The sequence below is a fragment of the Thauera sp. 27 genome (genome assembly GCF_000310125.2).
Lineage (GTDB): Bacteria > Pseudomonadota > Gammaproteobacteria > Burkholderiales > Rhodocyclaceae > Thauera > Thauera mechernichensis.
Genome location: NZ_AMXB01000009.1, coordinates 46,225 through 60,304, shown reverse-complemented (window position 1 = coordinate 60,304; position 14,080 = coordinate 46,225). Strand labels below are relative to the sequence as shown.

General features: G+C 67.2%; 10 protein-coding genes and 1 riboswitch. Of the genes, 6 read left to right on the top strand and 4 right to left on the bottom strand.

The window, feature by feature from the left end; all coding sequences use genetic code 11:
* The first annotated feature begins 12 nt into the window (after positions 1-12).
* Together B447_RS06600 and metH are read left to right on the top strand one after the other, a co-directional pair.
* Positions 13-669, top strand: a complete 657-nt coding sequence (locus B447_RS06600) for a hypothetical protein (RefSeq protein ID WP_002937927.1) — start codon at positions 13-15, stop codon at positions 667-669.
* Between the two features lie 198 nt (positions 670-867).
* A riboswitch (S-adenosyl-L-homocysteine riboswitch) is annotated at positions 868-942 on the top strand.
* 76 nt (positions 943-1,018) lie between these two features.
* Positions 1,019-4,768, top strand: coding sequence for a methionine synthase (gene metH / locus B447_RS06595; protein ID WP_002937924.1), 3,750 nt, complete (start codon positions 1,019-1,021; stop codon positions 4,766-4,768).
* A gap of 28 nt (positions 4,769-4,796) precedes the next feature.
* Here the strand turns inward: metH and B447_RS06590 are convergent, their stop codons facing one another.
* A complete protein-coding gene (locus B447_RS06590; protein WP_002937921.1) occupies positions 4,797-7,412 on the bottom strand; it encodes a bifunctional diguanylate cyclase/phosphodiesterase in 2,616 nt (871 codons plus the stop codon).
* Between the two features lie 232 nt (positions 7,413-7,644).
* Here B447_RS06590 and trxA point away from each other — a divergent pair, with 232 nt between their 5' ends.
* Entirely contained in the window at positions 7,645-8,022 is a 378-nt protein-coding gene (trxA, locus tag B447_RS06585; protein ID WP_002937918.1) for a thioredoxin, read from the top strand.
* On the opposite strand, the gene B447_RS06580 is transcribed toward trxA, so the two are convergent.
* Positions 8,013-8,945, bottom strand: coding sequence for a LysR family transcriptional regulator (locus B447_RS06580; RefSeq protein WP_002937916.1), 933 nt, complete (start codon positions 8,943-8,945; stop codon positions 8,013-8,015). The two genes, trxA and B447_RS06580, sit on opposite strands and share 10 nt — an antisense overlap.
* Positions 8,946-9,102: 157 nt before the next feature.
* Between B447_RS06580 and B447_RS06575 the strand changes: the two genes are divergently transcribed.
* Positions 9,103-9,510: a hypothetical protein gene (locus B447_RS06575; protein ID WP_002937905.1), complete on the top strand. Its 408-nt coding sequence runs from the start codon at positions 9,103-9,105 to the stop codon at positions 9,508-9,510.
* 72 nt (positions 9,511-9,582) lie between these two features.
* Positions 9,583-10,056, top strand: coding sequence for a phosphate-starvation-inducible PsiE family protein (locus tag B447_RS06570; RefSeq protein ID WP_002928808.1), 474 nt, complete (start codon positions 9,583-9,585; stop codon positions 10,054-10,056).
* An 18-nt stretch (positions 10,057-10,074) separates the two neighbouring features.
* Here B447_RS06570 and B447_RS06565 read toward each other — a convergent pair whose 3' ends face one another.
* Positions 10,075-11,019, bottom strand: a complete 945-nt coding sequence (locus tag B447_RS06565; protein WP_002928812.1) for a ribose-phosphate diphosphokinase — start codon at positions 11,017-11,019, stop codon at positions 10,075-10,077.
* Between the two features lie 221 nt (positions 11,020-11,240).
* On the opposite strand from B447_RS06565, the gene B447_RS06560 reads away from it, so the two are divergent.
* A complete protein-coding gene (locus B447_RS06560; protein WP_157384649.1) occupies positions 11,241-12,857 on the top strand; it encodes a SulP family inorganic anion transporter in 1,617 nt (538 codons plus the stop codon).
* Here the strand turns inward: B447_RS06560 and B447_RS06555 are convergent.
* Complete coding sequence (locus tag B447_RS06555) at positions 12,854-14,077, bottom strand: exo-beta-N-acetylmuramidase NamZ family protein (protein ID WP_002937900.1); 1,224 nt, start codon at positions 14,075-14,077, stop codon at positions 12,854-12,856. The two genes, B447_RS06560 and B447_RS06555, sit on opposite strands and share 4 nt — an antisense overlap.
* Positions 14,078-14,080 lie beyond the last annotated feature (3 nt).

Below are 14,080 nucleotides of genomic sequence, written 5' to 3'. Positions count from 1 at the left end.
AGGGAGGCAAGGATGGCAAACAGCAATGGCGGGGCAACCGGCATCGGTGGCAGTCCCCTCTCGGCGTGGCCCTGGCCGGTGGCGCGCGCCCTGGCCTGGGCGATACTGGCCGTGCTTGTGATGCAGCTGGCCGGTTGCGCCGCATTCGCGCCACCGCGCCCATACACGACCGAGGCCGAAGCGCTGGCCGAGCGTGGGGAGCCGACGCGGCGCTGGTCCAACGAGGACGGCACAACCACACTGGAGTATGCGACTCAGCCCAATGGCTGGTCCTGCCTGATGGTCGAGGTGGACGCGGGCGGTGTCGTGCTGCGCCAGTGGGATGCGCTCGCGCCCGAGAACCTGGCACGCGTCGAGCGCGGCATGGACAAGGAGCAGGTCTCGCGCCTGCTCGGCACGCATCGCTCCGAGCAGCGTTTCCGCAACTCCGGCGAAGAGGTGTGGGACTGGAACGTCCGCAATGACGGTCCGGGCATTGCGACCCTGTTCAACGTGCACTTCATCGACGACAAGGTCGTGCGCACCAGCCAGACCTATGTGTACCCGCGCGACGGTGTGCTCTTCGGCGGCTGGGCAGGCTACTACGGCCACCCCTGGGGGTGGGGCATGGGCTGGGGGTATCCGCGCCCGTTCTACCGCCATCCATTTGCGCATCCCTGGTACTGGTAGGGGCGGCGGCGTGTGAGCGTGCTGGTTCCTGCCGATTCCCGCGCGACAGGGTCCCGGGAATTCTCCGAAGAGCTCGCGGCGGGTGCCGCTCCCACGGTGAGCACCCCACCGCTTTCGCGCCAGCATGTCGGCAGCGGCGACCACCCGGTCGCGCTTGCCTCCTTGGCAGTGCCGCGGCACTGCGGCTAGAATCGCAGCCTTGCCGAGGAGCGCTGCGACCCACCGAACCTGTGCGGGCCAGGCTCGGCAACCGATCAACGGCGCTCACAAACCTTCAGCCGGTTTGTGGCGCCGTTCGCTTTTGTGCGTGGCGTTGCCCGGCGACCGTCGAACGACCGAGGACCGACCCATGCAAGCCGATCGCAGTACCGAACTCCGCCAGCTTCTCGCCGACCGCATCCTGATCCTGGATGGCGCGATGGGCACCATGATCCAGCAGGAAAAGCTGGGCGAGGCGGACTACCGCGGCGATCGCTTCCTCGACCACCCGAAGGACCTCAAGGGCAACAACGACCTGCTGGTGCTCACGCGCCCGGACGTGATCGCAGGCATCCACCGCGCCTATCTCGAGGCCGGCGCGGACATCATCGAGACCAACACCTTCAACGCCACCCGCGTGTCGCAGGCCGAATACGGGCTGGAGGCGCTGGCCTACGAACTCAACGTCGAGGGTGCGCGCCTGGTGCGCGAGCTGTGCGACGAATACACCGCGAACAACCCCGCCAAGCCGCGCTACTGTGCCGGCGTGCTCGGGCCGACCTCGCGCACGCTGTCGATCTCGCCGGACGTGAACGATCCCGGCTTCCGCAACATCAGCTTCGATGCGCTTGTCGACGACTACTACGACTCGGCCAAGGCCCTGCTCGAAGGCGGCGCCGACATCCTGCTGATCGAGACGGTGTTCGACACGCTCAACGCCAAGGCCGCGGTGTTCGCGATCGAGAAGCTCTTCGACGATCTCGGCAAGCGCTGGCCGGTGATGATCTCCGGGACCATCACCGATGCCTCCGGCCGCACGCTGTCGGGCCAGACCGCGGAGGCGTTCTGGAATTCGCTCAGCCACGCGCAGCCGATCAGCTTCGGCCTCAACTGCGCGCTCGGCGCCGACCAGCTGCGCCAGTACGTCGAGGAACTGTCCAACGCCTGCGACACCCACGTGTCCGCCCACCCCAACGCCGGCCTGCCCAACCCGCTGTCGCCCACCGGCTACGACGAGACGCCCGAGCACCTCGCCAGCCAGATTCGCGAGTGGGCGCAGAGTGGCCTGGTGAACATCGTCGGCGGCTGCTGCGGCACCACGCCGGCGCACATCGCGGCGATTGCCGAAGCCGTTTCAGGCCTCGCGCCGCGCGTCGTGCCCACCATCGAGAAGAAGCTGCGCCTGTCGGGCCTCGAGCCCTTCAACGTCGGCGGCGACGCCCTGTTCGTCAACGTCGGCGAGCGCACCAACGTTACCGGCTCCAAGGCCTTCGCGCGCATGATCCTCGAAGGCCGCTTCGACGACGCGCTCGCGGTGGCGCGCCAGCAGGTCGAGAACGGCGCCCAGGTCATCGACATCAACATGGACGAGGCGATGCTCGATTCGGTCGCCGCCATGGAGCGCTTCTGCAAGCTCATCGCTACCGAGCCCGACATCTCGCGCGTGCCGATCATGCTCGATTCGTCGAAGTGGTCGGTCATCGAGACCGGCCTCAAGTGCATACAGGGCAAGGGCGTGGTCAACTCGATCTCGATGAAGGAGGGCGAGGCCGAGTTCCTGCGCCAGGCGCGGCTCGCGCGCCGCTATGGCGCCGCGGTGATCGTGATGGCCTTCGACGAGCAGGGCCAGGCCGACACCTTCCGCCGCAAGACGGAGATCTGCGAGCGTGCCTACAAGCTGCTGGTCAAGCCCGTTGCCGAAGGCGGCGCCGGCTTCCCGGCCGAAGACATCATCTTCGACCCCAACATCTTCGCCATCGCCACCGGCATCGAGGAGCACGACAACTACGCGGTCGACTTCATCAACGCCGTGGCGTGGATCAAGGACAACCTGCCTTACGCGAAGACCTCGGGCGGGGTGTCGAACGTGTCCTTCAGCTTCCGCGGCAACGACCCGGTGCGCGAGGCGATCCACACCGTGTTCCTCTACCACGCGATCAAGGCCGGGCTGTCGATGGGTATCGTCAACGCCGGCCAGCTCGGCGTGTATGACGAGCTCGACCCGGTGCTGCGCGACAAGGTCGAGGACGTGGTGATGAACCGCCGTGCGGGGGCGGGCGAGGCCCTGGTCGAGCTGGCGCAGACGGTGAAGGGCCAGGCCAAGGAGTCCACCCAGGACCTCGCCTGGCGCGCGTGGTCGGTGGAAGAGCGCTTGAGCCACGCACTGGTCAAGGGTATCACCGAGTTCGTCGTCGCCGACACCGAGGAGGTGCGCGCCAAGCTCGAGGCCCAAGGCAAGCCGCCGCTGGCGGTCATCGAAGGTCCGCTGATGGCGGGCATGAGCGTGGTCGGCGACCTCTTCGGCGCAGGCAAGATGTTCCTGCCCCAGGTGGTGAAGTCGGCGCGGGTGATGAAGCAGGCCGTCGCCCACCTCATTCCCTACATCGAGGCCGAGAAGCTGCGCACCGGCGCCAGCAGCAAGGGCCGCATCATCATGGCCACGGTGAAGGGCGACGTGCACGACATCGGCAAGAACATCGTCGGCGTGGTGCTCGGCTGCAACGGCTACGAGGTGATCGACCTCGGCGTGATGGTGCCGGCAGCGAAGATCCTCGAGGCGGCCAAGGAACACGGCGCGCAGGCCATCGGCCTGTCAGGCCTCATCACCCCCTCGCTGGAGGAGATGGCCCACGTTGCCGCCGAGATGAAGCGCCAGGGTTTCGAGGTGCCGCTGCTGATCGGCGGTGCCACCACCAGCCGCAACCACACCGCGATCAAGATCGCGCCGCACTACGACCAGCCGGTGGTGTACGTGCCCGACGCCTCGCGCGCAGTGGGCGTGGTCACCGCACTGCTGTCCGCGGGCCAGAGCGAGGCCTTCAAGGCCGAGGTCGCTGCCGACTACGAGAAGATCCGCGTCCTGCACGCCGGCAAGAAGGGCATGCAGCTGGTCGGCCTCGAGGCAGCGCGTGCCAACGCTTTCCGTACCGATTGGACGGCCGAGCGCGTGGCCGCGTGCAGCACTGCCCACCAGGCCGGATTCACGCCCTACCAGCCGCCGCGCCCCAACATGCTCGGCGTGCAGGCGATCGACGTCGAGCTCGGCGAGCTGGCGAGCTATATCGACTGGGGTCCTTTCTTCCAGACCTGGGACCTCGCCGGCCGCTTCCCCGCCATTCTCGATGACGAGGTGGTGGGCGAGACCGCGCGCAACGTGTTCGCGGATGGCAAGGCCATGCTGGACAAGATCGTCGCCGAGAACTGGCTGCAGGCCAAGGCGGTGTTCGGTCTGTTCCCGGCCAACGCGGTCGGCGACGACATCGAGATCTACACCGGCGAGGACCGCAAGCACCTTGCCATGGTGTGGCACGGCCTGCGTCAGCAGCACGAGCGCCCGGCGGGCAAGCCGCACTGGTGCCTGACGGACTTCGTCGCGCCCAAGGAGTCGGGCGTGCCGGACTGGATCGGCGCCTTCGCGGTGACTGCTGGCCTGGGCATCGAGGCCAAGCTCGCCGAGTTCGAGGCGGCGCACGACGACTACCACGCCATCATGCTCAAGAGCCTGGCCGACCGCCTGGCCGAGGCTTGCGCCGAATGGCTGCATGAGCGCGTGCGCCGGGAATGCTGGGGCTACGCGGCCGATGAGACGCTCGACAACGAGGCGCTGATCGCCGAACAGTACCGCGGCATCCGCCCGGCGCCCGGCTATCCGGCCTGCCCCGACCATACCGTGAAGGGCCCGCTGTTCGAACTGCTCGGCGCGCGCGCGCGTATCGGCATGGATCTCACCGAAAGCTATGCGATGACGCCGGCAGCGGCGGTGAGCGGCTTCTACTTCGCCCACCCCGAGAGCCACTACTTCGCCATCCCGAAGATCGGCCGCGACCAGCTCGAAGACTGGGCGCGCCGCACCGGCATGGATGTGGAGGCGGCGGCGCGCTGGCTGGCGCCCTTGCTTTGATGCGCTGATGGAGAGGCCCGACGCCGTGTCAGGCGGCAGGCGGGTGGGGCTCCAGGCGGGTGCCGAAGACTGTGCTGGGTTCGGGGCGGCCGATCAGGTAGCCCTGGAAGCGATCGCAGCCTGCGGCCGCCAGCATGTCGAACTGCGCCTGCAGTTCGACCCCCTCGGCGATCACGCGCAACTCCATGGTATGGGCGAGGGCGATGATGGTGCGCGCGATCGCCGCGTCGTTGGGGTCCGTCAACACATCGCGGACGAAGGAGCGGTCGATCTTGAGTGCGGTCAGTGGCAGCCGTTTCAGGTAGCTCAGCGACGAGTAGCCGGTGCCGAAGTCGTCGAGGGCAAAGCCGATGCCGAGCGCCCGCAACTGCTGCATGCGCTCGACCACCGTTTCGGTGTCCTCGAGCAGCATGCTCTCGGTGAGCTCGAACTTGATCCAGGCGCCTGGAATGTTGCGGGCGCCGAGTATGTCCGTCACCGTCGCGACGAAATCGGCATGGTGAAACTGGCGCGCGCTGACGTTGATGGCGATCTGGAGCGCGTGCTGCGGATAGGTCGCCGACCACGCCAGCAGTTGATCGCAGGCGGACTCGATCGCCCATGTTCCGAGGGCAATGATCAATCCGCTTTCCTCGGCCACGGGGATGAACTCTGCCGGTGGTACCTGCCCACGCTCGGGGTGACTCCAGCGCATCAGCGCCTCTGCGCCGACCAGCCTGCCGCCGACATCGACCACGGCCTGGTAGTGGAGATGGATCTGGCCCGCTTCCAGGGCGTGGCGCAGATCGGCTTCGAGGCCGGCGCGCGCGCTCAGCTTCACCGCAAGCTCGGGGCCGAAGAAGCTCAGGCAGTTGCGGCCCAGCGCCTTGCTCTGGTACATCGCCATGTCCGCATGCTTGAGCGCGGTTTCGGCAGTCCCTGCTTCCTGGCCGAACAGCACGGCGCCGATGCTGGCGGAGATATCGGCGTTGAACTTGTGTACCTGGTACGAGTGCTCGATCACCTGCAGGATCTTGCGCCCGATCTCGCCCACCTGCTGCCGGGCTTCGTCGTGGTCTTCGCTCAAGTCCTCGAGGATCACGACGAACTCATCGCCGCCCAGGCGGGCGACGGTGTCGCCGCTGCGAACCGCCTGCGAGAGCCGCCGGGCGACCTCGCGCAACAGTTCGTCGCCATGGTCGTGGCCGAGGGTGTCGTTGAGCACCTTGAAGTTGTCGAGATCGAGCAGCAGCAGCGCGCAGTGGCTGGTGCGGCGCCTGCCGGCCTCGAGGACATGGGCGAGACGGTCCATCAGCAGCCGCCGGTTGGGTAGCTGGGTGAGGGGGTCGAAGTAGGCGAGGGCGTGGATGCGATGCTCGGCCGTCTGCAACTCCTCCACCTGCAGTTGCAGCTGACCGGCCTGGGTGGCCAGCGCCGTCTGGTTGCGGCCGAGCAGGGTTCGCATCTCGTCGAGCGTGGTGCTCAGTTGGGCGAGCTCGGCGATGCGCGTACGCAGTGGAGGCGGCCGGGAAAAATCGAGCGCTCCGATGCGCTTGCCCTGCACTGCGAGCATCTCGAGCGGTGCAGCGATAGTGCGTGCCTGCCGCTGCGCGATGACGGCGGCGACGCCGATCAGAATGCCGAGTGTCGCGGCGATGGTGAGCCCGATGAGCGACCATGCCGGCTCGAACTCGCGGGCGGGGGCGAGAGTGAGTACCCACAGGCGCTGCTCGCCCACCTCGTACGGCGTCATTGCCGCGATCCAGTCCTCCCCTTCCGAGTTGAAGCGGCTCGCCGAGAAGCGTGTACGGCCAGCCTGGCGCCACAGCGACAGCGCGTCGTTGATGCTGGGCTGGCCTAGCGCACTGGCGGGGAGCATCAGTGTGCCCAGCCAGTCGCTCTCGGCGATATGGTCGGGGCGGCGTGGCAGCGCCAGCACCAGTTCTCCCTCGGTGAGCACGAGCGTGCTGCCGCTTGCACCGATGCGTGCCTCTCGCGTGCGTGTCGACAGCTCGGCGAGCAGGATGTCGAGACCGATCGCCCCCTGGCTGCCATCGCTCAAGCTGACGGCCTGGGAAACCGTGATACCCGGCTGGCCGGTGGTGTAGAAGGTGTATGGGGGCGTCCAGTAGCGCACGGTGCCTGGGCGGACGGCGCCCTCGTACCAAGGCCGCGAGCGGGCGTCGTAGTCGAGCGTCTGCCAGTGCTCGCTACGATTGCCGGCAACGTCCTCCTCGACGATGAGGTGTTCGCTGCCCGTGCCTGGAAGGTCGGTGCTGCGACTGCGCCACCGACCGTCAGGCAGGCGCAGCAGCATCCAGCCGCGGCCCTCCTCGTTGCCGATCACGATCGAGCTGATGTTGCGGACATGGCTCAGCAGAGGCTTGAAGTAGCGCTCGGCGGCCTGCGTGTCATCGAAGGGTGCTTTCTGTCCTGCAAGCCACTCGGCTGCCGAGGGCAGGATCTGGCTGGGCAATTCGACCGTCTCGCGCAGCGTGTTTTCGACCAGGTCGGCGACGCGGGTGAACTCGCTGGCAGTCAGGCGCTCGTGCAGTGGCAGCACGATGAACCCGACCACGGCAGCCATGACCGCCAGCAGGCCGCCCGTGACGAGCAGCAGCAGGCGTTTGAAGATGACGTCGCGGAGCGTGGCGGGGCGGGACATGCGGATTGCCGGATGAATATGCGGATTCAGTGTTTCTTGTCCCCATTATGGGCGCTGTCGCGCGGAACGTCATGCTGCTTGCGTGCCCGGCAGTGCATCCGGGGCAAACGAACCGATCGACCCGTGGCGCGTGGCTGGCGCCGCTCCTGCGAAGATCCGTCGCGGTGGGTGAGCGAGGGAGCGGACGGGCTCGCGTGTATCATGCGGGTTTGACTTTCCTGGAATGGCTGTCATGCCCACGCTCGAGATCACCGCCGACAACTTCAACGATACGGTCGAACAGAACGCAATCGTGTTCCTCGACTTCTGGGCAGCTTGGTGCGGCCCCTGCCGCAACTTTGCACCCGTGTATGAGGCTGCGGCCGAGGCCAATCAGGATATCGTCTTTGGCAAGATCGACACCGAGGCGCAGCAGGATCTTGCCGCCGCATTCCAGATCCGCTCCATCCCCACCATCGCCGTGATCCGCGAGGGTGTCATGGTGTTCCGCGAGTCCGGTGCCTTGCCGGCGAGCGCGCTCGAACAGGTCATTCAGGGCGTGCGCGGCCTCGATATGGAGCAAGTGCGCGCGGAGATTGCAGCCCAGCAGGCAGGCCAGGCTCAGGGCTGACCTGCGCAGCCTGCCGCATCGTCGTTGGGCGATGCGTTGTCGAGAATGGCTTTCATGGCCCGGTGCGACAGCCTGCGTTCGGTGGTGATCGCGTACACCCGCGTGCGTACCTCCGCCATCTCACCGAGGTGCATCACACCATACTGTGCGCGCACGTAGGGTTCGATCATGGTTGGTGCTGCGAACAGCCCGGCACCACCCTGGCCGAAGGCTTTCAGCAGCGCGCTGTCGTCGAACTCGGCGATCACGTCGGGCTGCAACTGGCGCTCCTCGAACCAGCGCAGCATGGCCGCGCGGTGGGCGACGTCCTGACCCGGTAGCAGGAAGGGGGCGCCGTCCAGCATCGCGGGGAAGGTCCCCTGCAGGGTGGGCACCAACTCTGGCGCCGCGAATACCGTGAGCCCGCTTTCGGCGAGCAGGGTGCTGTGGCCGCGCACGCCGACCTCGGCGGGCATGGCGCGGTCGGCGATGATCAGGTCGAGCCGGCGCAGCGCGAGCTCGCCCAGCAGCTCGGTCAGTGGCGCCTCGCGGCACACCAGCCGCCCCGGCCGGTCGACGCGCAGCGCCGGCTCGATCAGGCGGTGGGCCACCGACTTGGGCATGCTGTCCGGGATGCCGATCCGGAACGGCAAGTCGCGGCGCAGCCCGTCGTCGCGCACGATCTCCACCACCTGCTCGCCCAGCGCGAAGATTTCCTCGGCGTGGCCGAGGATGCGCTCGCCCGCTTCGGTGAGTTCGAGCCGGCGACCGGCACGCCGGAACAGGGTCACGCCGAGCGTAGCCTCGAAGGTCGCGAGTTGGGCGCTGATTGAATGCGGTGCCAGGTTCAGCATCCGCGCCGCACCTGCGATCGAGCCCACACGGGCCACCATCCAGAAGTAGCGCAGGTGCTTGAAGTTGAGATCGATATTTGCGTTCGCCATGAGGTTCCATCTAAAAAATCGATTTATGGCCTAATGATAATCGACTTTTTATGAGAACTGTTCTCCGTTAAGGTCTGACTCACCTGCAGCACGCAGTGCATTCCGACCGGGAATGTCAGGCGGTTGCAGTGCTTCCGACACCACAGGAGACATCGCCATGCGCCACTACGAAGCCGACAGCACGCCCGCCGCCGCCCGCATCCTCGCCCTGACCGTACTGGCCGACGGCGGCCTGGATCGTGATGAGATTGATGCCGCAATGCGGACGGACCTCGCCCGCCGCCTGGGGATCGGTCAGCTCGAATTCGAACGCATCCTGCGCGAGTATTGCGACGACCTCATGCTGGGTGCGCACTACATGGATGGCATGCGGCTCAGGCTGGCCGACGAGGTTCTCGATCTGGTTCTGGAAGACATCTCCGAACCGGCCCTGCAGCAAGCCTTGCTGCGCGCGATGCAGGACATCGTCAGCGCCGATGGCGTCGAGACGCTCGCCGAGGTCGAGGTTCTCGGGCGCGCACTGGAGAAGTGGGGAATGAAGGCATCCCCTGGAAAACTCAACTGAGCACCGCACGTCCGGCCTGCAGGTCCAACAGGGGGCAGGCCGGGCGCGGGCGGCAGGCATGGAGAGATCATCATGTCGGACAACAGGAACATGCGCGCCTCCGAGCACGACAACCACCTCGGCGAGCGCGTCGACGACCCCCTGATCGACCGCCTGCATTGGGTCATCCGCCAGGCGATCCGCGTGCTCGCGGTGCTGATGGTCGCAGTGATCCTGTGGACGGTAGCCGACGTCGTGCTCGTGCTCTACGAGAAGCTGTCCTCGCCGCCATTCCTGCTGCTCGATCTAAACGACATCTTCGTCGTCTTTGCGGCCTTTCTCGCCGTCCTGATCGCGATCGAGATCTTCGTCAACATCACGCTCTACCTGCGCGACGATGTCATCCACGTCAAGCTGGTGATCGCGACCGCGCTGATGGCGATCGCGCGCAAGGTGATCGTGCTCGACCTCAGTACGCTCGAGCCGATGTACCTGTTCGCCATCGGCGTCATCGTGCTGGCGCTGGGCGTGACCTACTGGATGGTGTCGCTGCGGCCCGACAAGTAAGCGGCCGGGCGCGTACGCTCACTCGAACAGGGCCCCTACGCTCTGGCCGCTGTGGATGCGCTCGATGGCGGCAGCAAAGAGCGGTGCAACATTGAGCACGGTGAGCTTGTCGAGGCGTTTTTCCGCCGGCAGGTTGACGGTGTTGGTGACGACGATGCTGTCGAGCGCGGCGTTGCGCAAGCGTTCGATGGCTGGGCCACACAGCACGCCGTGGGTGGCTGCCGCATGCACGCTCTTCGCGCCTGCCGCCTTGAGCGTGTCGACCGAGGACACCAGTGTGCCGCCGGTGGCGATCTCGTCCTCGAAGATCACCACGTCGCGGCCGGCGACCTCGCCCACCACATAGCCCTGCTTGACCGTGGTGTCCGATACCCGACGCTTGTCGATGATCGCCATCGGGATGCCCAGCTTCTCCGAAAAACGCCCGGCCCGCTTGGCGCCGCCCGCGTCGGTGGCGACCGCGACCATGTTGGACAGGTCATAGCGGTTGCGGAAGTGCTCGACGATGAGCGTCACCGCGGTCAGGTGGTCAACCGGCACGCTGAAAAAGCCGTGCACCTGGTCGGCATGCAGGTCCATGGTGAGCACGCGATCGGCGCCGGCAGTGTGCAGCAGGTCGGCAATGAGACGGCCGGTGATCGAGATGCGTGGCGCGTCCTTCTTGTCCGAGCGTGCGTACGAGTAGTAGGGGATCACGGCGGTGATGCGCTGGGCCGAGGCGCTGCGCAGCGCGTCGAGTGTGATCAGCAACTCCATGATGTGTTCGCTCACCGGTTCGGTGAAGGACTGGAACACGAACACGTCGCGCTCGCGCACGTTGTCCTGGATCTGCACCCGCAGGTTGTCGTTGGAGAAGCGCGAGATGTCCAGTTGCCCGAGCCGCATGCCCAGGCGCTGGCTGATGTCGCAGGCGAGGTCGCGGCTGGCGCTGCAGGCAAAAATCTGGAGTCCGTGCTTGATCATCGTGGCGATTCTCCGGTCGCGTCGGTCCGGGCGTGGCCGCGCGTCTTGGTGTAGTGGGCGGGGTGGCGTTCGCGTTGGGGCGGTGTCCTCCGCAATGCTACGACAAGACGCCCCTGCAGGCTTGCATCGGCGCTTCTTTTGCCACATCGTGGCGAAAAGAACGAGGCGGGGGGAGACAGCATCCGAGCAATCGGCCGCACCCGCCAGGCTGTCGATCGGGCATGGGTGAATCGATGGAGCAGGGGGCTTCCGCGCTGGCGCGGCTGAGGGGGGATTTCTTCGGGGGGCTGACGGCTGGCGTGGTCGCGCTGCCGCTCGCGCTGGCGTTCGGTGTCGCCTCCGGCGCGGGTGCCGCGGCCGGCCTTTACGGCGCGATCGTGCTCGGTCTCGTCGCGGCCCTGCTCGGTGGCACGCGGATGCAGATCTCCGGGCCGACGGGGCCGATGACCGTGGTGTTCGCATCGGCACTCGTCGCTGTAGGTGGCGATCTTGGCATGGCGATGGCGGCCGTGCTGGTGGGTGGGATCGTGCAGATCGGCCTCGGCCTGGTGCGTGCCGGGGCGCTCGTGCGCTTCATTCCCTACCCGGTGGTGTCCGGTTTCATGAGCGGCATCGGCGTCATCATCATCGCGCTCCAGCTGGCGCCCTTGCTCGGCGCGCTGCCGTCGTCCTCGCCACTGGGGGCGATCCTCGGCCTGCCCGGCGTGCTCGGCGCTTTCAACGGGGAGGCGCTGCTGCTCGGCCTCATGACCCTCGTCATCGTGTTCCGGACACCGATGTCGATCAGCCGCATCGTGCCAGCGCCGCTGGTGGCGCTGCTGGCGATGACCGCGCTGTCCGCCCTCGCCGGCTTCGACGTCGCGGTGATCGGCGAGATCCCGGTCGGTCTGCCCGAGCTTGCGCTGCCCAGCTTCAGCCTGGAGACGTGGACGACCATCCTGGTGCTTGGCATCACGCTCGGCATGCTCGGTTCCATCGACAGCCTGCTGACCTCGCTGGTCGCCGATTCGGTGACACGCACCCGCCACCACTCCAACCGCGAGCTCATCGGCCAGGGCGTCGGCAACATGCTGTGCGCGTTCGCTGGCGGCCTGCCCGGCGCGGGCGCGACCATGCGTACCGTGGTGAACATCAAGTCGGGCGGGCGGGGACGGCTGTCGGGGGTCGTGCACGCGCTGTTCCTGCTCGCCCTGCTGCTCGGGGCCGGTCCGCTCGCGAGCGAGATCCCGCTCGCGGTACTGGCCGGGATTCTGATCAAGGTCGGGGTGGACATCCTCGACTACCGCTTGCTCAAGCTGCTGCGCAGTGCGCCGCGCGCCGACGTCGCGGTGATGGCGGCGGTATTCCTGCTGACTGTGCTGGTGGATCTGATTGTCGCCGTGGCCGCCGGTGTCATGCTGTCGATGGGGCTCATCATCCACCAGCTGGTCGCACAGGCGAGCCTGCGCATCTGGCCGGTGCCGCGCGAGGCCGGCGAGGGCGAGGGAGGTCGTGCCGCCGACATGGAAAGCGGCGTGCGCGTGATCGAGGTCGGCGGTCCGTTCTTCTTCGGCTCCACCAGCCAGCTGCTCGACCGTGTGGACCAGGTGATCGGTACCCGGGTCGCGGTGTTCGATTGCAGCCGGGTGCCCTTCATGGACCTGTCGGCGCAGTTCGCACTCGAGGAGATGGTCGATCGCCTGAAGGCGCAGTCGATCGCCGTGCTCGTCGTCGTGCCGCCGGCGATTCATGCCCAGCTGTTGCGCCTGCACGCGCCAAACCTGCCCGCGGCCCTGTTGCGTCACGACCTTGCCGCGGCGCTAGGCGAGGCACGTGCACTGGTCGCCCCCGCTGCCTAGCCCGGGTAGAGCATGAAGGGCGCGCGCGTCTCGAGCCAGGCCGCCTCGTCGGCGCAGGCAAGGGCGTCGAGGTCCTGTGGGCGTGCGGCGGGGTCGTCCACCCACTCGCGCAATACCGGCGAACCGTTGATGAGGTCGATGGCGAGGCGGTCGAACTCGTATTCGTAGCCGAAGTCGCGCCACAGCGCATAGTCGGGCTGAAGCCTGCGAATGGCCTTGAAGGCCAGCGCCTGTAGCCGCCACGGGCGGAAGGCATGGTGCGCGTAGTGTTCAGGCGCCTCGACATGGATCTGCACGCCGTTGCACAGGCGGCCCGCATGCTTGTGGAAGGTAGGCTCGAACCAGCAGTCTCGCAGTACACAGCCGCGCAGCCACTCGGGTGCGAGGGTACGCATCTCGGCGATCAGTGCGCGTGCGTCGAGATCGGGGGCGCCGAAGATCTCCAGCGGGCGTGTCGTGCCGCGACCTTCGGACAGGGTCGTGCCTTCGAGCATCACGGTGCCGGCATAGCAGCGCGCCATCGACAGGTTGGGCGCGTTCGGGCTGGGGTTGATCCAGCTGCGTTCGCCCAGCGGCCAGCCGTAGCCGGGCGCTGCCTCGGGCTGCCAGCCCTGCATCGGAATCACGCGGTAGTCGACGTCGAGGCCCAGGGTGGCCACGAACCAGTTGGCGAGTTCGCCCATGGTCAGGCCGTGACGCATCGGCAAGGCACCGGCGCCGACGAAGCTCTCCCATCCAGGCTGTAGCGTCGTGCCTTCGACCGGCCGTCCGGCCGGGTTGGGGCGGTCGAGCACCCACACCGACTTGCCATGCTTCGCCGCCTCTTCCAGCACGTAGCGCAGGGTGGTGATGAAGGTATAGATGCGGCAGCCGAGGTCCTGCAGGTCGACCAGCAGCACGTCGAAGCTGTCCATCATCGCCGCGTTCGGCCGGCGCACTTCGCCGTACAGGCTGAACACCGGGATGCCATGCAGCGGGTCGCGATAGTCGGCCGACTCCACCATGTTGTCCTGCTTGTCGCCGCGCAGGCCATGCTGCGGGCCGAAGGCGGCCGATAGCGTGATGTCGGGCAAGGCGCCGAGGGCGTCGAGCGAGTGCTTGAGGTCGCGGGTCACCGATGCCGGGTGAGCGAGCAGGGCGATGCGACGGCCGGCGAGCGGCCGGCGTAGCGCCGGCTCGGCGAGCAAGCGGTCGAGGCCGAACTGGATGAATTGGGGCATGCG